The sequence below is a fragment of the Mesorhizobium sp. 10J20-29 genome (genome assembly GCF_054130485.1).
Window position 1 is genome coordinate 3,372,784 of sequence record NZ_CP199156.1, and the last position, 18,884, is coordinate 3,391,667.

Sequence of the window (18,884 nt, forward strand, 5' to 3'; positions counted from 1 at the left end):
TCGCGGGCACAGAAAGCGGAGCATACCTCATGCTAGATCGCAATCGGATGTTGCGACAGGGCGATCCCGAGCGCGACTACCAGGCTTCGCTGGACGTCTATCGCGATGGGCATCACAATTACGCTCATTACGGGCAATACGACCTGCACGATCAGGACGAAGCTTTCAATCCGCTGAAGCTGCTCTTCTACATCATCCAGTATCGCTGGCTGATCATGTTGCTGCTGGCGATAGGGCTGGCTGCCGGCTTCATGTTCACCATGATGCAGACACCCAAGTACGAGGCCACGGCCCAGCTTGAAGTGCTGGTCCCTTCAGCCAAGGTTTTCCAGGACATCGAGGTGATGTCCGAGGTGACGGATGTCCGTTCGTTTCTCACTGCGCGGGAGAAACTGAAAAGCCGCGCCTTGGCGCAGCGCGTTGTCTACGAACTCGGTCTGACCGAGAAGCCGGATTTCCTGTTTCCAAAGCCCGACTTTTCGCTGCTCAACATGTTCTATCGAGCGTTCGGGGTATCGAACACCACCAACCTTGACGACTATCCTCCGGAGGAACGAGAACGCCTCGCCATCTCCCGTGTGATCAATGGCCTTTCGGTCGATCTGGTAACCAATACCAGCCTGCTGTCCGTCAAGTTTCGCGACCAGCAGCCGTCCTATGCGCAGGAAGTGGCTAACCAGATTGCGCAGAGTTTCATCGACCAGCGCGTTGACCAGACGAGCGAAACCTCCGATTTGGCTCGGCAGTTCATCCAGGAACAGGTCGTCCAGGTGAAGGAGAAGCTCCAGGCGTCGGAAAAGGCCCTAGTCGAATATGCCAAGATCGCCGGGATCACCGTGACCGGCGACGAAAAATCCCTGATCTCCTCAAGCCTAGCGTCGATCAATACGGCGTTGGCGGCGGCCGTTCAGGAAAGCCTCGATTACGGGCGCCTCGTTCAGCAGATCGAAGCGGGGCGTGGCGAGAGCCTCGAACAGGTCTTGCAGAGTGAAGGTCTCGACAAGCTGCGCGGAAAGATTGCCGAGCTTAATGCTGACTATCAGCAGAAGCTCTCATTCTTCAAGCCGGACTTTCCCGAAATGCTTCAACTGAAATCCCAGATCAGGGAAATGGATAGCCAGCTCGAGAAAGGCGTGATTGTCATCACGGAATCGATCAAGCTGAAGTACCAAGAAACCCTGGGAAAGGTCTCTGACTTGCGTGCGAAGCTCGCGGAATTGGAGGCTCAGCAGGCCGAGTATCAGGATAAGAACATCCAGTACACGATCTTGAAGCGCGAGGTCGAATCCAATCGGTCGCAATACGATACGTTAATCGGCAAACTCAATGAAGTCGGTGTCAGCGCCGACTTGAAGACCCAAAACGCGGCAATCGTCGATCTCGCGGTAGCCCCTCGTGTACCATACTCACCGAGACTAACGGTGAACCTTGCCATAGCTATGGCGCTCTTCATGGCACTCGGCGCGGCAATCATCTACGTGATCGAACTGCTCAACAACACCTTTACCAATCCTGAGCAAGTCGAGAAGGAACTCGGCCTCGCTGTGCTCGGCATGATACCGTTGATCGAGGCGAAAGATATCGGACAGAGTATGTCGGACTCTCGTTCTGCAGTGTCCGAGGCCTATCGATCGCTTCGTACATCGCTGCAGTTCTCTGGCAGTGAGGGCGCTCCCCGCACGCTGCTGGTTACAAGCTCTGAACCTGCCGAAGGAAAATCCACGACCGTATACAAGCTTGCTCAGGATTTTGCGTCGCTGAATGCCAAAGTCCTGGTGATCGACGCCGACTTGCGCAAGCCGAGCATCCATCGGCTGTTTGGTTTGGACAATACACTCGGCCTCAGCAACCTCCTGACAAATACATTGAATCGAGAAGATTTTTCTCGGCTTATCAGGCCGACAAAGTATGACAATGTATCAGTGGTGACATGCGGGACAATCCCGCCCAATCCCGCCGATCTGCTTTCATCGCCTCGCATGGCTGCTGCGATCAGCAGTTTTGCGAAACGTTTTGATCTGGTCATAGTCGATGCTCCTCCGGTAGTGGGGCTGTCGGATGCGCCGATATTGAGCCGTCTTACCGAAAGCGCATTGTTGGTTGTTTCCACCAACCAGGTAACGAGAAAGTCGGCGAAGAACGCGCTGAAAAGGCTCAGATCTGCAGGTGCGAACGTTGTTGGTGCAGCATTGTCCAAGTTCTCTACCAACCGCTTGGACTACAAATACGCCTATAACTACATGAACTATGAGTACTATGCCTATGGCAGCGAAAACCAACGTCTGCCAGGAAGCGTCGATGGAGGTGGGGCTTTGAGCGATGGGACGGCTACCGAAACTGACAATCTGGTGCGCCGCGTTCGCGGCAGTCTTAGGACTTGGCTTTCTCGCATTAAGCCGGATACTTGATGAATCCGACCCTAGGCTTGCGAGCGCACTCAATCCGCTGAATGTTGATGCTAGGGTGAATTCCGTTGCCCTGAAGCTGAACAGCTCTCAGGCACCCGATTTGTCCGAGTTGGAGCAGGTCGTCTACAAGGCGCTCAGGTTCGATGCCGTGGATGCTCGCTTGGTAAGCTTGCTCGGCGAAATACACTACCGGCAGGGTCGCACCGGACAAGCCCAAGCGAACTTCGAAGCCGCACTGGACATCTCAAAGACCGAACTGCATGCCTTGCAGCGAACAATTGGACTGGCGATCCAGGATCAGGACTATTCCCGTGCGATCGACCGCATGGACATACTTCTTCGCAGATGGCCTGACCGACTCAACGCAATCACTGAACTTTTTGCGGTCGTGCTCGCCAGTGATGTCGGCTACCGCAAGGTACGCGGACTTCTTGCCGAAGCTCCGCCGTGGAGAAATGGGCTCTTTCGAACATTGGCGGCCTACCCGCAGGCACTGCCCGCGGCAGCCAGATTGCTTCAGGATCTTACAGAGTCGCCCCACCCGCCACGCGTGGCTGAGGTGTCGAGCATCACCGGCTCGCTCATTCGTGAAAAGATGGTCCCTCAAGCCTACCGCCTCTTTCTGCTTACACTCAGTGAGCAGGAACGAGCGGTCGGTGGTTACATCCACAATGGCGGCTTTGAAGGTCCACTTACGGGCCGTCCCTTCGACTGGCAGTTGCACGACCAACCTGGTTATCGGTTGGTCGCTCCTGCGCGCGCTGGCGCAGGAAGCGGACTGGAGATCCAATTTGGCGGAACCCCTGTGAAGAGGATTGGACTGCAGCAGTATCTCCAACTCTCAGTTGGAACGTATGTCCTGGAAATGGAGATTACGGGTGCCAATGCAAACATGCCCAAAGGCTTATTCTGGACCGTAAACTGCAGCATGGGTGGAAAGGAGATTGCGAAGCTGGACGTTCCAGAGGGAACGTATGCCGCAAGAAAACTGCAGGCGAAATTTTCAGTCGAAGAAGAGTCCTGCCCATTGCAGGTACTCACGCTAAACACGTCCGCAATAGCCGGAAGCTGGAAGAATCGCTATTCCGGTCGCATCAAGTTCCGCGGTCTCCGAATCGAGAAAGTGCTATCGTGAGAACTCAGGAGTCGCGCTTCATCAAGAACCTTCTGGGCTTCGTTCTGCTGCTCGCCTTGGTAATTGGCGGTGGGACGGGGCAGGGGCTCTACACCGATTTCGTCATTCAAATAGCCGTCGTAATTGCCGCGGCGGTCTCGTTCACGTCAGCGCCAGCGTCGCGAGCGGCTCCGGCCGGCTTGGTCATTGTAGCGATGATTGCTGTCGCGGGTGCCGTTCAGATACTTCCTTTACCGAGCTTTGTGCTGGGCCTTCAAATCCCACTCTCGGCCTCACCCGATGCCAGTCGGGAATTTGTCAGCCAGGGGGTCGGCCAGACGATCGAAAGCCTGATTTTTGCATTATCCGTTGTTCTGTTTGCAATCGCTCTGATGCGTCTCAGCATGGACCAGCTTTGCAATCTTCTTCCTTTCTTTTTTGTAGGATTATACTGTAATTTACTCGCTTCAATCATGCAATTTTCAATTGGTGATGACGTCCGCGTCAATAGTTTACTGCCTTACTCGATTTCTTCAGGCTTTTTCGCTAATGTCAATCATTTCTCAAGCCTTCTCTTCATCAGCATTCCGCTACTTGTTTACTATGGAATTTTGCAAAACAGGGCTTTGATTTCGGTAGTATCAATATCACTTGTATTGCTCACACTTCTCGCCGCCGGTTCCCGAGCGGGAATGGCGCTGGGATTGGCGATCTCGGTGCTCTCCTTTGGTTTTCTGATTTGGCGCAGTCGTCTGGGCTCAGTTTCGGTACTGGTAGTAGCCGCGCTGGTTACCGTTTTCGGTTACACCTCCATCGAGAAGATAAGGGCTGAGGACCTGGATGCAGCGTTCGGTCGGGCGGAATTCGCTCGAACCGCGATCGCCGGGATCCGTGAAAACCTTGTCTTTGGAGTCGGTTACGGAAATTTCGCAAAGGCATATCAGTCATACGAAGACAAGTCGATGATTTATTCACAGTATGTGAATCATGCCCACAATGACTATCTCGAAATTCTATTTGAGGGAGGACTGATTGGAATATCGGTAGTGATCGTCTATGTGATTATGGTGATCGTGAGAACTAGAATTGCGCTCAAATACTCCATATCCAGAGCCGCTTTGTTGTCTATTGTATTCATAATGGTGCATTCGCTGGTCGATTATCCGCTCCGAACAATGTCAATCGCGCTGAGCTTCGCCTTTCTTAACGCCATCTACTTCCATAGATCTCTATCGTCTCAGTCGGCGCAGCAGTCGATTGCTGCCATGCCGGAAGAGATAGATGTCATCGCGACGGCTGCGGAGGCTTCGCAGCGTCCGTCGACTGTCGAGCTTTCGTGATGAGACGACGAGAAGCCTGGCAATCAATGGGTCTTGCGACTGCGCATACTGCTCTTGAGCTTGGAAAAGCAGATCAGCCATAGATGAAGCTAGAGGCGATTGGTCAATTAGCCGGAGGGGTCGCGCATGACTTCAACACCCGCCTCTGCGCCGGCGGCTATTAGGTGCAGCTTGAGATTGGGAATGCCCCACTGAGTGCGGTAGGCGTGAACGGCAATCAGCGCATCATAGGCGGCGCGTTTCCGGGAGGTGCTAGAGGCATCTACCGAGGAACGCCAGGCAGGTGAAGTCCGTTCGCATTCTAGCGCCCAGAAGCGATAGCGCTTCTCGCCGTCGATGAGGTATTCGATGCCATAGAGCGCGTCGGGAATGAGCATCGTCTGCCTGCGCTTGCGAACCGGGCTTTTCTTTGACCCTGACTCCAGTATCACTGGAACTGCCAACGGATTGCGCGCAAGTCGCGTTGATGCCGGTGCCCGCTCTAACACTTCATCAACCGGTACGAAGCGCTGTCCGCGCGTTTTCAGGGTGGTGCGTTCGATCGCCAACAGGGCCTCAATGATCATCATGGTGTGCAGGATCTGCGGCGAGTAGGAGCGTCGCGATCGGTGCGAGAAGGTGACGGCGCGGTGCGGCAAGGAATTTTGCGTGGAAAGCCACTCGATTCCGGAGGCGGTGATCTCATAGAGCGTCGGAGACGCACGCAGATCAAATGAACCCGCCTGGAATGTGGGCCGGTTGATAAGCCCCGTTTCATGGAAGAGATCGCCCAAACGTTCAACTAATCGTTTCGGAGAGACGGGATTGAGCAGTGCTTGCAGGTGTGTTTGGCGCAGATAGCGGTAGCGATAGAGCCAGCGCATGATCTCGACATCACGCTTTCCTAGCATCAGGCGCTTGCCCGCCGGACTGCGGGCGAACCGCGACCGCCGTCCAAGGCTGTCACGCCTGTTATGCTGTTTTGTTGAATCAATCGCCATCCGCGAAGGAAAGCGGGCGTTTTCCCGTTTGTCACCGTTCACTATGGTCGCCGGCGGTGCGGTGTGGTGCCCGATGATGCGCTAGGATCAGCGGATCAAATTTTGTTACTGTCCCTCGCAGGCGGCCCGGTTCGAAGCTCACCACTTCATTGGCTCGCCCGTGTCGTCACTCTCCGAAGGCAGGAGCTCGACGGGATCGTCGGCCTCTGCCTCGGGTTCCGACTTCTCGGCGTCCTCCGGAAACAGCTCAGTGTAGTGGATGGCATACCGCTGGCGCATCTGCGTGAGCACAGCGTCACGTTCATCCGCCGTCATGCCTTGCAGCGCTTCCATGCGTCCCGGTTTGATCGAGAGCGAAACGGCACATTCGTGGTCGCCCTTGATGAAAGCGGCAAAGGAAAGCCGGGGCTGGCTTTCAATGAAGGCCGCTTCGGTGCGTAGATCGCCAGCCAGCGCGCGGGCATCCTTGGCCGAAACGCCGCCGGCGAATTTGATCGATGTGTTGGCGGCGATGGCTTCGTGCAGTTTCGACTCCAACTGGCCGAGATACTGGTGCGCGAGGATCATGCCGACATTGTATTTGCGGGCCTGGCTCAGAATGATTCCAATGTTGCGGTCGAAGTAGTCGTTGGCCTCGTCGACATAGACGAAGGTTGGCAAGCGATCAGAAGGAGCAAGCGTCGCGCGTTCCTGGGCAGCTTGAGTGATCATGGCGATGAAGAACCGGCCGAAGATCTCAGTACCGTTTTCCTTGAGTAGGTCTTTTGCCGTGTTGATCAGGATCACCTTGCCGGCATTCATTTCGGCAAACAGATCGAGCCGACTCTTCGGATGGCTGAACATGCGCTCGAAGGTCTGGTTTTCCAGAATGCCATAGAGGCGGCGCAGCACTTGGCGCTTGGTCGCAGTAAATTCCTTGCCGTTGAACTCCTGCTCGAAAAACGCGCGCGCTGATCCCTGCAACTTGTCAATGTAGCCGCGGTAGCGGTCGTAGCCGCCATCTTCGAGGAGCTCGCGCAGTGTGTGGATCGTCGCCCCGGGAATGTGGAGCAGCAAGCGGGTAATATAGCGGAAAATGACATTCTGCTTCTGCGTCATTCCGGCATCGAGCAGAGAACCGAGCACGAAATCGTAAAGCTCAAGGATGGAGTTGGTGAGCCGTTCGCGGTCGAGCGGAGAATATTGGTTGAGGCGTTCGAGGCCGGCGTCGAACAGGTTGAGCGCCACCGGCCATTCGATGTCGGTCGGATCGATCAGCACCAGACGGCCGTCAAGCGCGCCGCCAGGCGCGAAAACAGCCAGCCCGGCGATCGTGTTGATCAGATCACTCTGACTGTCGATGACGATGATGGAACCCTCGCCGTGGGCGACCATGTCAAGGTCATGCAGGATCAGGTGCTGCAAGGTCTGCGTCTTGCCGTGCCCCGAGCCGGCGACAATATGCATGTGTTCGAAGCGGGTCGCCTGGGGCAGGGCGATATCCAGCCGGTAGGAGAGCAGATCAAGGAGCGGCGTGCCATCGAGATAGTGCGCAGCAATTTCCTTGGCGGGAATGGCAGACTGACGTGTCGGCAGCTTCGGCGAGCGCACGCTGTCGAGATCGCCGGGAACGCCGCCCGACGCCAAATGCAGATTGAATTCGAGGCGCCGCCGCAGGCGCGGCGTCAGCTGCAAGGGTTCGAAATCAGGCGCGAAAGGAATCTGCAGCCAATGCTCGACCAGGGCGGGCGCATCCTGGATCAGATGGCGAAGATCGGCCGGGAAGGCGTGGTCGGCCTCGCGTTGTTCGGAGAGGAGTTGCGGATGCTGCTCGACAAGCGGTGCGATCAGCGCCATCAACATGTCGGCTGCCACGGCAGCTGCCGTATCGAGATTGTCGACGATCGTCTCGACGCGTTTCAGGTGGTCTTCAAGCTCCCACAATTCAGCGCGGGTCAATTCGGGGAGGGGTTCGAGAGAGGGCAGCGCAAACCAGCCTTCGTAGACAATGAGGTCGGCCATGACACTGGCGAGATGCTGGCCGAAGGGGGTTTCGGCATCGGCAACGTCGAAGGCCGCCATGGCAGCGGCGACGATGTGATTGGCGAAAGCCAGCCCACCTTCTGAATCGAGCAGACCGTGCGCATCGAGCTTGTCTTCGATCGACGCCGCCAGCGTTCTAGCGGCGTCGAGATCGCGGTTGAGGCCGATCCCGGCGAAGCTCCTGCGGACCTTGCGCGACAGGCGGCCGCTTAAATCCCAGCCTTCGTAGATCGGCCGGAAGCTCATATCAGGCTGGCGCCTTCAGGACAGCGAAACGGATCTCGTCTTTGGTGAGCGGCAAAATCGAGACCACCTCGCGGTCGTCCCAGTTCTTGGCGCTTTCGAGGACTTGCCTGAGATAGGAGCAGATGTTGCGAAGGTGGGCTTCCTTCTGGATCAACTCGACAACGCTGTCGCAGCGGAACTTGCGGCCGCCTTCCATCAATTCGCTGACGATGATCTGCTCGCGCAGCGTCTTGAAATAGACGCCGGTCATGATGAGGGTAATGAGAATGCCGAGCATCAGTCCCGCTGTGAATGAGCCAATCAGCCAGATAACGAAAAACGCGACCAGGCCGAGCAGCATTGCCGGACGGAAGCTGCGTTTTAGATCCTCGATAGGATCGGAGATAACCAGTGCCGCCTTGGTGAAATTGTATTTCTGGATCAGTGCCCTTTCTTCCTCATCCAGCTCCAAAGTGGCATGAAGGGAAAAGGTTACACCGCTCCCAATCCGGAGCGGTATTAACGAAAAGACCGCAGAACCATTCTGGGCCCGCTTCAGCAGCAAGTTCATATCCCCACCTCCCCACCCCATAGAAGACGTTGCTTCATATGATTCCTACCAGAATTGCCCAGTAGAAATGTACCGGGATGTTCAACGAGGGGCAATATTGAACAGTTCGGGAGGGGGGATGGGGTGGGGGATACCGTATCCCCATGGCTATCCCCCACATATTTATAGATTTGTCGGCTGCTCAATGCGCAAAAAAAAGCCCCCGGTTTTGGATGCCGGGGGCCGCTCCTGATCAATGGTCAGGAGTGTCGGTGAGTGATCGGCTGTCAATGCGTTCCTGAAGCCATGCCTGTACTTCATCGAGTATCCAGCAAACCCGGCACGGACCGAGAGTTACCCGTAAGGGGAACTGGTTGGCCTGTTCAAGGCGGCTGATATGCTGTCTGGAATACGGAACAATGGTTTTCAGTTCTTTCCAGCTTATACACCTCATCGCGGAAGCTCCTGTTTGGGAGCATCGCGATGCCCAATGGACGACAATCCAATTGGCAAGCGCAGGTTACCAATTCTTCAAGAGTTTGGCGAGATGACATTCGTAGATGTCGATCGCCTCACGCATTTCCGACAGATATGAGTGCCGATTATATACTTGGGCAATTGGAGACTGAGTTCCACCCGAAACGTGGTTGAGCAGCTTTTCTACGACGATCTGGGGAATGCCCAGCGAGGCCATTTGGGTACTGAGCGTTCGGCGAAGATCATGTAGCGTGAAGGGCCCGACACCCTCAAGGCGATTGTCGAATGTTCGTTTGGCCTTGCTCCAGCCGTTAAACACGGTTGCTTGCCGGCGCCGTCCCGTGTCGCGCGCGGCGGGGAATAGAAGCTGCCCAGTGTCGATGATCGGGATGGCGGCGATCACTCGTTCTGCCATTTCTCCGTATGGAAATGTGTGTTCCCGCTTGTTCTTGGTGACTGTGGCGGGGAGAGTGATGGTTCTCTTTGTGCGATCGATCCAATCCCATTGCAGCTTGGCGATCTCACCTCGACGCTGTCCGGTAAGAATACACAGGGCGACAATGTGCCCGAAGGGATAGGGTCCGGAGAAGCTGGTCTTAAGCACGGTACGCAGTTCGGGCTCAGTAAGGGCGCGAGTGCGCGAGGGGTTCGCAGCAGGGGCTTGCAAGCCTTCGCAGGGACTGTGCATGAGATAGTCCTGCCTCACGGCCCAGGTGAAGAATGTTTTTATCGCGCGTAAGGCTTGGTCGTATTGGGTCGGCGAGTGCTTTCGCTTTTCGAGGCGCTTCCTGATGTCGTGTTTGGTGATATCGGCCAGATGGGTTTTGCCAAATGCGAAGCTGTCGAGAAATCGTTTGTAGTCTTGGTGTGTACGCGACCGATGCTTCTGCTCTGACATTTCAAGATAGGCGCTCTTGGCCTCATCGTAGGTCATCACCTTAGGGCGGCGTTTTCCAAGTATCCGCTCCGCCAACAAGTGCTTCGCCGCTTGCCGAGCATCTGACAGGCTGATAGTTGGAAAGCGCCCGATCGTGACACGCTCACGTGTCGGACCATGTACGACGACAAACGTCTTGGTTGTCTTCGAAACACGAACGCCAAATCCGGGGAGGCTGTCATCAGTGTATGTTTTTTGCGCCTCGCAATGCGGGAGCGCTCGCACTGAAATGTCTGTCAACCTCATTGGCTGGCTCCATTCTAGGCTCGCTATAGGCTCAGAAATGAGCCTTGTAACGGTGAATATCCATGTTCCACTATTAACACCCTATCACAGGAAAGCCTTGAAATATATATGCTTTTTGGAAGCTATGTCCAGCTATGTGCAGGTCCATGGTCGAACTTCTAAGCCGATGGTCGCAGGTTCGAATCCTGCCGGGATCGCCAGATTTCCACAGGTGGACAGGAAAAATCCTTTGTGCAGTGCGAAAAGCACCTATATAGAGCCGGCGCTCGGTAGATGCACGACAGGCATCAAGAGCGGGAACCACGCTGCCGATAGCGGGACCGCACCGATCGCAACCAGCATCTTTTTCAAGGTTAGAACGTTTATGGCAACGAACAACGACGCCAGTAGCAAGAGGCAACGATGAGCGAAAAAGCGATCGAGTTCTTGCAGGAATGGATCACCGAGAAGGTCCATGTGCGCCCCGCGCCGACCCAGATCGAGCAGGAAGCCGAAATCCTGGCCAAGGAATGTGCCGCCCAGGCTGCTGAAGCCGGTGTCCCAATCGAAGACATCGAGGAAGAGGTCGGCGACCTGGAAGAACTGATGACCACCAAGCTCGAGGACGCGGCGGAAGCCGACCAGAAGAGCAGGGGCGGCTGACGCGTCGGCCGGGCCCTCAGGCCCGGCGTGCCGCTTCGAGAGCGGCGGTCAGGTCCGCCTTCAGGTCTTCGACGTCCTCCAGTCCGATTTGCAGCCGCAGCAAGGGCCCCTCATAGGGGCCCTTTGCGATTGTGCGGTCTCCCAGGAAGACCGATACGGCAAGGCTCTCGTAGCCACCCCAGGAATAGCCGAGGCCGAAGATGCTGAGCGCGTCGAGAAACGCGTGTGCCTGCTTCTGTCCCCCGCCAGCCAGAACAACCGAGAAAATGCCGCTGGCACCGCTGAAGTCGCGCTTCCACAGGGCGTGGCCCGGGTGGCTTTCCAGGCCCGGATGCAGCACCTGCGCAACGCCCTCCTGCTTCTCCAGCCAGCGCGCGAGCTCTAGCGCGCTTTGCTGGTGGCGTTCGAGCCGGATCCCCATCGTACGCAGGCCGCGCAACACCTGGTAGACGTCGTCGGGTGCCGCACAGCAGCCGAGCATGGTGAAGGCTTCCAGAAGCTTCGGCCAGCACGCCTCGTTGGCCGACACCATGCCGAGAAGCACGTCCGAGTGCCCGGCCGGGTACTTGGTGGCCGCGTGGATCGTCATGTCGATGCCGAAGTCGAGCGCGCGGAAGTAGACCGGCGTCGCCCACGTATTGTCCATCATGACGACCGCGCCAGCCGCGTGGGCAGCCTTGGCTATGGCCGGGATGTCCTGGATCTCGAAGGTGTTCGAACCGGGGGACTCCGTCAGCACCACCTTGGTGTTCGGGCGCATCAGTCCTGCGATGCCGGCCCCGACATGGGGATCGTAGTACTCCACCTCTACGCCAAGCCGCTTGAGCATCCCATCGGCGAAGCGGCGTGTCGGATGATAAACTGAATCCACGATCAGGACATGATCGCCCGCCGACAGGAAGGCGAGGAGCGGTGTGGTGACGGCCGCCAGTCCCGAGGGCACCAGGATGGTGCCGGCCGATCCCTCGAGCGCGTTGACGGCTTCGGCCAGCGCATCGCTGGTCGGCGTGCCGTGCGTTCCGTAAGTGTATTTCTGGGCCCGCCCTGCCATGGTGGCGGCATCCGGGAAAAGCACCGTCGAGGCATGCACGACAGGCGGATTGACGAAGCCGTGATAGTCGCGCGGTTCGTATCCGCCGTGTGTCAGCTGCGTGTTGATCCCGCGCTTGCCTGCTGGTTTCTTTGCCATGCGATAAACCCCGATGAGAACAGACAGGCTTTAGAATGCGTTCGCGGTCGCTGCAACCGCGGCCGAATAGGACAGGATGCGGAAGGGCTGGGCCAGGGCAGGTGACGCAAAGTAAGAAGAGCGGCAAGAATATCCCGCCCCTGCCGATTTTGCCGGCGCGCCGCCGAATCGCCCGCTCTGGAGCGTCCACGTTCCAGAGCGAGAGACGCCCCAACCACATGGCCCAGATGTGGGCAAATGCCCATGTGACGGTCGATCGTCCAGCAATTTCGGGTCATTCCGCTTGACCTCACAGGAATAATCGCCTTCGATGCAGTTCGTGAACGGGCGGGCAGCATCCACGTCGGCTATCGACGGGAAAATCCGGAATTGAGCCGGATTGCGATGCGTCAGTCTCAAGAAATACGGTCTAAGACCATCTCAATGGGAAAGGGTTTTTGAGTTATGACAAATAAAGTTGCAGTTATGCTTGGTGCGGCTGCCTTCGGATTGGTAGCGTCCGCCGCGTCGGCGACGACGCTGGACGACGTCAAGGCGAAGGGCTTCCTGCAGTGCGGCGTGAGTTCCGGTCTGGCCGGCTTCTCGGCGCCCAACGACAAGGGTGACTGGCTCGGCCTTGATGCCGACTTCTGCCGCGCAGTGGCCGCTGCCGTGTTCGGCGACGGCTCCAAGGTAAAGTTCACGCCGCTCAGCGCCAAGGAACGCTTCACCGCGTTGCAGTCGGGCGAGATCGATGTCCTGTCGCGCAACACGACCTGGACGATCAACCGCGACACAGCGCTCGGCCTCAACTTCGCGGGCGTCACCTATTTCGACGGCCAGGGCTTCATGATCAATGCCAAGAAGCTGCCGGGCGTCAACTCGGCGCTCCAACTGTCGGGCGCCTCGGTCTGCGTGCAGACGGGCACGACCACCGAGCTCAACCTCGCCGACTACTTCAAGGCCAACAACCTTGAATACAATCCGGTCGTCTTCGAGAAGCTCGAGGAAGTCAACGCCGCCTACGATTCGGGCCGTTGCGACGTCTACACCACCGACCAGTCCGGCCTCTACGGCATCCGCTTGACGCTTACCGCGCCGGACGACCATGTCGTGCTGCCCGAGATCATCTCCAAGGAGCCGCTGGGCCCGGTCGTGCGCCAGGGCGACGACCAGTGGTTCGACATCGTCAAGTGGACCTATTTCGCGCTGCTGACGGCCGAGGAACTGGGCATCACCAAGGCGAATGTCGAGGAGATGAAGTCGTCCACCAACCCCGAGATCAAGCGTATCCTGGGCGTTGAGGCCGACACCAAGATCGGCACCGACCTCGGCGTCACGAACGACTGGGTCGTCAACATCGTGAAGGCTGTCGGCAACTACGGCGAAGTCTTCGAGAACAACGTCGGCGCGGGCAGCCCGCTCAAGATCGCTCGCGGCATCAACGCACTCTGGACCAAGGGCGGTCTGCAGTACGCACCTCCGATCCGCTAATTGCAGATCTGATCCGGAAGGCGGCTCCGCCCGCCTTCCGGCTTCTTGCATCGGGGAGATTGCATGGCACTGCAGGAAACGGTTGGTAGCACCGACGTAAGTCGCGGCTCCTTCATCAACGACCCGAAGATCCGCGGCATCATCTTTCAGACGGTCGTCGTCATCCTTCTCTTCGCGCTCGTCTACTGGATCGTCGGCAATACGATCGAGAACCTCAGGCGCTCCAACATCTCCTCCGGTTTCGGCTTCCTGCGAGGACGCGCCGGCTTCGACGTCAGCAGCAGCCTCATCGAGTTCACCTCGGATTCGACCTACGCCCGCGGCCTTGTCGTCGGCTTCCTCAACACGCTCCTCGTCGCCGTCTGCGGCATCATCACGGCCTCGATCATCGGTTTCACGGTCGGCGTGGGACGCCTTTCCCACAACTGGCTGATCCGCAAGATCTGCACGGTCTATGTCGAGATCTTCCGCAACATCCCGCCGCTGCTGGTCATCTTCTTCTGGTACTTCGGCGTTCTGTCGGTGCTGCCGCAACCGCGCGAGAGCATCGAACTCGGCGTGCCGCTGGGCGGCGAGAACTTCCTCAGCTTCAGCACCTTCCTGAACAACCGCGGCTTCTTCATGCCGAAGCCCGTCTGGGGCGACGGCTCCTGGCTGATCCTCGCCGGACTTGTTGTCGCGATCGTGCTGACCATTTTCGTCGCTCGCCGCGCCAAGATCCGGCAGGCCGCGACCGGAGAGCAGTTTCCGGTCTTCCTGACCGGGCTTGGGCTGATCCTTGGCCTGCCGATACTCGCCTTTTTCCTCTCCGGCATGCCGGTGACGCTGGACCTGCCCGTCGCCTCGACCTTCAACCTGGTCGGCGGCATTCAGGTGAAGCCCGAGTTCCTGTCGCTCTACCTGGCCCTGTCGTTCTATACGGCCGCCTTCATAGCCGAGATCGTGCGTGCGGGCATCCTCGGCGTCAGCAAGGGCCAGTCGGAGGCTTCGGCCGCACTCGGCCTGCGTTCGGGCCAGGCCTTGCGCCTGGTCATCATTCCGCAGGCGATGCGGATCGTCATACCGCCCTTGACCAGCCAGTATCTCAACCTGACCAAGAACTCATCGCTCGCCATTGCGATCGGCTTTCCCGACCTCGTGGCAATCGGCGGCACGATCCTCAACCAGACGGGCCAGGCGATCGAGATCGTCGCCATCTGGATGGCGGTCTATCTCGGGCTGAGCCTCGCCACGTCTGCCTTCATGAACTGGTTCAACGCCAAGATGGCGCTGGTGGAGAGATAGGATGCAAGAGCACGATCTTTCCTACGTACGCACGGAGATGGTGCTGGCACAGGCCGCACCGGCGGGAGAAAAGGGCACCGGCGCGTGGGTGCGCCGGAACCTCTTCGCAACGCCGATGGACTCGGTGCTCACGGTTCTCGGCCTGCTTCTCGTCGCCTTCATCCTGCCGCCCATCCTGAACTGGGCCTTCATCAGCGCACAGTGGAGCGGTACGGACCGTTCGGTCTGCGCCACGGTCGCGCAGGGCGGCCTCCAGCCGGACGGCTGGTCGGGCGCATGCTGGGCCTTCGTCAATGCCAAATTCATGCAGTTCATGCTCGGCCGATATCCGGACGCAGAACGCTGGCGGCCGATCCTGACGGCGTTGATCTTCGTCGCCCTTCTGGTGCCGCTGCTGATGCCGTCCGCGCCGCGCAAGGGCCTGAACGCCGTCCTGTTCTTCTTCGTCTTCCCGATCGTCGCCTTTGTCCTGCTGACCGGCGGCTGGTTCGGCCTTCCCCATGTCGAGACCCCGCTCTGGGGCGGCCTGATGGTGACCCTGGTTCTGTCTTTCGTGGGCATCGCCGTCTCACTGCCGCTCGGCATCGTGCTGGCGCTGGGGCGACGGTCGAAAATGCCGATCGTCAAGATGCTGAGCGTCGTCTTCATCGAGACGGTGCGCGGCGTTCCTCTCGTAACCGTGCTCTTCATGGCGAGCGTGATGCTGCCGCTGTTCCTGCCGGCCGGCGTCAGTTTCGACAAGCTGATGCGTGCGCTCGTGGGTGTCGCGCTGTTTGCGTCGGCCTACATGGCGGAAGTGATCAGGGGTGGGCTGCAGGCGATACCGAAGGGGCAGTACGAGGGCGCTGATTCACTCGGCCTTGGCTACTGGCAGAAGATGACGCTGATCGTCCTGCCGCAGGCGCTCAAGCTGGTCATCCCCGGCATCGTCAACACCTTCATCGGTCTCTTCAAGGACACCAGCCTGGTCTACATCATCGGCATGTTCGACCTGCTTGGCATCGTGCGGCAGAATTTCTCGGACGCCACCTGGGCTTCTGCGCAGACGCCGATCACCGGTCTGATCTTCGCGGCCTTCGTGTTCTGGATCTTCTGCTTCGGCATGTCGCGCTACTCCATCTTCATGGAGCGCCGCCTCGACACGGGTCACAAGAGATAATCAAAAACCAAGGGGAACCGGCCTATGGCCAAGGAAAATGCAGTCAGTGCCGATGCAATCGCAGTCGATCCGAAGAAAATGCACATTTCGGAGACAGACGTTGCGATCGAAATCGTCGGCATGCACAAGTGGTACGGCGACTTTCACGTTCTGAAGGACATCAACCTGAAGGTCATGCAGGGCGAGAGGATCGTCATCTGCGGTCCATCGGGCTCGGGCAAGTCGACCATGATCCGCTGCATCAACCGGCTGGAAGAGCACCAGAAGGGCAAGATCGTGGTCGATGGCAAGGAGCTGACCAACGACCTGAAGAAGATCGACGAGGTGCGCCGCGAGGTCGGCATGGTGTTCCAGCACTTCAACCTGTTCCCGCATCTGACCATCCTTGAGAACTGCACTCTGGCGCCGATCTGGGTACGCAAGACGCCCCGCAAGGAGGCCGAGGAGACGGCGATGCATTTCCTGCGCCGCGTCAAGATTCCCGAGCAGGCCAACAAGTATCCCGGCCAGCTCTCGGGCGGCCAGCAGCAGCGCGTCGCCATCGCCAGGTCGCTGTGCATGAACCCGCGCATCATGCTGTTCGACGAGCCCACGTCGGCGCTCGATCCCGAAATGATCGCCGAAGTGCTGGAGACCATGGTCGGACTCGCCGAGGAAGGCATGACCATGATCTGCGTGACGCATGAAATGGGCTTCGCCAGAAAGGTCGCCAACCGCGTCATCTTCATGGACCAGGGGCAGATCGTCGAGCAGAACACCCCGGCCGAATTCTTCGATAATCCGCAGCACGAGAGGACCAAGCTGTTCCTCTCGCAGATCCTGCATTAGCCACGATCGTATCGAATGCTTGGCGGGCCCGGCTGCGACAAGCCGGGCCCGCTGGCATTTTGGCCGGACGCATGCCGTTCGGTCGGTTCAAAGGCACAGGGCATGAAGCGTGCGCTCCATAGGACCGGTCTGGCGCTTGCGGGCATCGTCGCCCTGCTGGTGCTCGGCACCGTCGTGCCGCGTCCCCTCGTGCCTGCCGCGCTATCCGGCGAGCCTCCTTCGCGGCGCATCGTCGTTCTCAGCAATCCGATCCACACCGACATCGCCATTCCGATCGATGAGGAACTGATTGAACGCTTTTCCTTTCTGCAGCGCGCTGGCATCAGAATGGATCATCCCGGTGCCCGCTATCTCGTCTTCGGGTGGGGAGCCCGCGCCTTCTATGTCGAGACACCGACGTGGTCCGACCTCAAGCCGAGCGCGGTCGCAAAGGCCCTGACGGTCGACAGCTCCGTTATGCATGTCGATCTTGCCGGTGAGATCGACCTGTCGAAGCCGTACGCCAAGAGCTTCGAGATCAGCGATCGCTCCATGGCGCGTCTCCAGGACTTCATCGCCGCCAGCTTTAGGACCGGCGAAGACGGTCCCGTGCGACTGCCCGGCGCTGCCTACGGCGAGTTCGACGCCTTCTTCGAGGCGCATGGCTTGTTCAACGCGCTGGCAGGTTGCAACACCTGGACGTCGAAGGCCCTGCGCGAGGCGGGCCTGCGCACGGGCTGGTGGAACCCGATGCCGCAGACGCTTGCTGTATCGCTCGGCCTCTACAACTGAAGCGACTTCAGACCTTCAGGGAAGGGGGCTCCCAGCCGTAAAGCCAGTCGAAGCGGGCTGCCAGGCGCTCGGGGGAATGCACCCGGAGATAGATGTTTCGCATCCGGGCCATCATCCCGGTTGCGTGCCAGGCGCGGTAGTTGGTGGCGCCGCGGCGCACGACCTTCGCGACACGCGCGCGGCGCTGCTTTTCCCAGGCCGTCAGCGCGGCGCCCAGCGTTCCCTGTCGGCCGACGACCTGCACGGCCAGCGTCTCGCCGTCCTCGATTGCCATGGCGGCGCCCTGCGCCGCATAGGGCGTCATGGCATGTGCCGCGTCTCCGACCAGCGCTATGCCGCCGGTGGCGATCCAGGGCTCGGTTGCGGCTACCGTGTGGATCGGCCAGACGGTCCATGCATCGGCGTCCTCGGCAAGCTGGCGCAGAGCCGGGGCCGTGCGCCGCATCGCGCGCTTCAACTGCGCCGTATCCATCCTGCCGGACCAGCTTTCGGCAATCGACGATCCGCTCGTGAGTGCCACGAGATTGAGCGCCGAACCGCCCCGCACGGGGTAGGTGACGAGGTGGAAGCCGGGATGCATGAAGGCGGTGACGGCACCGGCGATGCCGATCTTGATGAGTTCCTGCGCGGCCGGGCTGTCCGCGCTGACCGTGCGCCGCCAGGCCAGTTCGCCGGCAAAGCTGCTTTTGCCCTTGCTGCCGTTCAGCCCGCGCAGGCCTGACCAGACCCCGTCGGCGCCCACCAGCAGCAGTCCGCCGGCGCGCACCGTTCCGCCTGCCGTTTCAACCGAGGCCGTGACGCCATGGGCGTGCAGGCTGACACTCTTGACGTCGGCGCCGGTGACCAGTTCGATACCCGGTTCCCGCGCGACATGTGCAAGCAGCGCGCTTTGCAGGTCCGAGCGGCGCAGCGTCAGGTAGGGCGCCCGCCAACGCGCCTCGGCTGCCGCGCCGAGCGGCACGCGGCCGAGTTCGGCGAGGCTGGCTGCGTCCCGCAGGATCACCGCTGTCGGCCGGACCGCTGTCAGGCGGAGCGCTGAAAGCACGCCAAGACGATCGAGGATGCGCGTGGCATTGGGAGAAAGCTGGATCCCGGCCCCGCTTTCCTCGAGCTTCTGCGCGCGTTCGAAGATGCGGACGGGATAGCCGCGCACGGCAAAGGACAGCGCCGTTGTCAAACCGGCGATGCCGGCGCCAGCGATGATGACCTGCCGGGAACGGGCCTCACTCATCGACGGTG

16 protein-coding genes are annotated in these 18,884 nt (G+C 59.1%); 9 read left to right on the forward strand and 7 right to left on the reverse strand.

Going from position 1 to position 18,884, the window contains the following annotated elements; all coding sequences use genetic code 11:
* Positions 1 to 29 precede the first annotated feature (29 nt).
* The 3 genes from ACT2BZ_RS16105 to ACT2BZ_RS16115 are packed head-to-tail and all read left to right on the forward strand — an operon-like array spanning position 30 to position 4,862.
* On the forward strand, positions 30 to 2,408 hold the full coding sequence (locus ACT2BZ_RS16105) for a GumC family protein (protein WP_457936137.1): 2,379 nt from the start codon (positions 30 to 32) through the stop codon (positions 2,406 to 2,408).
* A gap of 55 nt (positions 2,409 to 2,463) precedes the next feature.
* Entirely contained in the window at positions 2,464 to 3,543 is a 1,080-nt protein-coding gene (locus tag ACT2BZ_RS16110; protein WP_457936138.1) for a tetratricopeptide repeat protein, read from the forward strand.
* Positions 3,540 to 4,862 (forward strand): O-antigen ligase family protein, encoded by a 1,323-nt coding sequence (locus ACT2BZ_RS16115; RefSeq protein ID WP_457936139.1) that lies wholly within the window; start codon positions 3,540 to 3,542, stop codon positions 4,860 to 4,862. The genes ACT2BZ_RS16110 and ACT2BZ_RS16115 overlap by 4 nt, the downstream gene beginning before the upstream one ends.
* 107 nt (positions 4,863 to 4,969) lie before the next feature.
* Here the strand turns inward: ACT2BZ_RS16115 and ACT2BZ_RS16120 are convergent, their stop codons facing one another.
* From ACT2BZ_RS16120 to ACT2BZ_RS16140, 5 genes are all read right to left on the reverse strand, one after another.
* Positions 4,970 to 5,884: a replication-relaxation family protein gene (locus ACT2BZ_RS16120; RefSeq protein ID WP_457936140.1), complete on the reverse strand. Its 915-nt coding sequence runs from the start codon at positions 5,882 to 5,884 to the stop codon at positions 4,970 to 4,972.
* Between the two features lie 96 nt (positions 5,885 to 5,980).
* A complete protein-coding gene (locus tag ACT2BZ_RS16125) occupies positions 5,981 to 8,110 on the reverse strand; it encodes a type IV secretory system conjugative DNA transfer family protein (protein ID WP_457936141.1) in 2,130 nt (709 codons plus the stop codon).
* Position 8,111: 1 nt separating this feature from the next.
* Entirely contained in the window at positions 8,112 to 8,660 is a 549-nt protein-coding gene (locus ACT2BZ_RS16130) for a hypothetical protein (protein WP_457936142.1), read from the reverse strand.
* Positions 8,661 to 8,892: 232 nt separating this feature from the next.
* A complete protein-coding gene (locus tag ACT2BZ_RS16135) occupies positions 8,893 to 9,093 on the reverse strand; it encodes a helix-turn-helix transcriptional regulator (protein WP_457936143.1) in 201 nt (66 codons plus the stop codon).
* A gap of 66 nt (positions 9,094 to 9,159) precedes the next feature.
* Complete coding sequence (locus ACT2BZ_RS16140) at positions 9,160 to 10,299, reverse strand: tyrosine-type recombinase/integrase (protein WP_457936144.1); 1,140 nt, start codon at positions 10,297 to 10,299, stop codon at positions 9,160 to 9,162.
* A gap of 402 nt (positions 10,300 to 10,701) precedes the next feature.
* On the opposite strand from ACT2BZ_RS16140, the gene ACT2BZ_RS16145 reads away from it, so the two are divergent.
* Entirely contained in the window at positions 10,702 to 10,941 is a 240-nt protein-coding gene (locus tag ACT2BZ_RS16145) for a hypothetical protein (protein WP_457936145.1), read from the forward strand.
* 16 nt (positions 10,942 to 10,957) lie between these two features.
* Here the strand turns inward: ACT2BZ_RS16145 and ACT2BZ_RS16150 are convergent, their stop codons facing one another.
* Positions 10,958 to 12,130 (reverse strand): cystathionine beta-lyase, encoded by a 1,173-nt coding sequence (locus ACT2BZ_RS16150; protein WP_457936146.1) that lies wholly within the window; start codon positions 12,128 to 12,130, stop codon positions 10,958 to 10,960.
* A gap of 444 nt (positions 12,131 to 12,574) precedes the next feature.
* Between ACT2BZ_RS16150 and ACT2BZ_RS16155 the strand changes: the two genes are divergently transcribed.
* The 5 genes from ACT2BZ_RS16155 (at position 12,575) to ACT2BZ_RS16175 (ending at position 17,645) form a co-directional block, all read left to right on the forward strand.
* Positions 12,575 to 13,603: an amino acid ABC transporter substrate-binding protein gene (locus tag ACT2BZ_RS16155; RefSeq protein ID WP_457936147.1), complete on the forward strand. Its 1,029-nt coding sequence runs from the start codon at positions 12,575 to 12,577 to the stop codon at positions 13,601 to 13,603.
* Between the two features lie 63 nt (positions 13,604 to 13,666).
* Positions 13,667 to 14,887: an amino acid ABC transporter permease gene (locus ACT2BZ_RS16160; RefSeq protein WP_457936148.1), complete on the forward strand. Its 1,221-nt coding sequence runs from the start codon at positions 13,667 to 13,669 to the stop codon at positions 14,885 to 14,887.
* A 1-nt stretch (position 14,888) separates the two neighbouring features.
* Positions 14,889 to 16,046 carry an amino acid ABC transporter permease gene (locus ACT2BZ_RS16165; protein WP_457936149.1) on the forward strand — a complete coding sequence of 386 codons (1,158 nt, stop codon included), beginning with the start codon at positions 14,889 to 14,891 and terminating at the stop codon, positions 16,044 to 16,046.
* A 24-nt stretch (positions 16,047 to 16,070) separates the two neighbouring features.
* Positions 16,071 to 16,874, forward strand: coding sequence for an amino acid ABC transporter ATP-binding protein (locus ACT2BZ_RS16170; RefSeq protein ID WP_457936150.1), 804 nt, complete (start codon positions 16,071 to 16,073; stop codon positions 16,872 to 16,874).
* Between the two features lie 102 nt (positions 16,875 to 16,976).
* Complete coding sequence (locus ACT2BZ_RS16175; RefSeq protein ID WP_457936151.1) at positions 16,977 to 17,645, forward strand: TIGR02117 family protein; 669 nt, start codon at positions 16,977 to 16,979, stop codon at positions 17,643 to 17,645.
* 7 nt (positions 17,646 to 17,652) lie between these two features.
* On the opposite strand, the gene ACT2BZ_RS16180 is transcribed toward ACT2BZ_RS16175, so the two are convergent.
* The gene (locus tag ACT2BZ_RS16180; RefSeq protein WP_457936152.1) at positions 17,653 to 18,876 is read right to left on the reverse strand and encodes an FAD-dependent monooxygenase; all 1,224 of its coding nucleotides are present in this window, start codon (positions 18,874 to 18,876) and stop codon (positions 17,653 to 17,655) included.
* Positions 18,877 to 18,884: the final 8 nt, after the last annotated feature.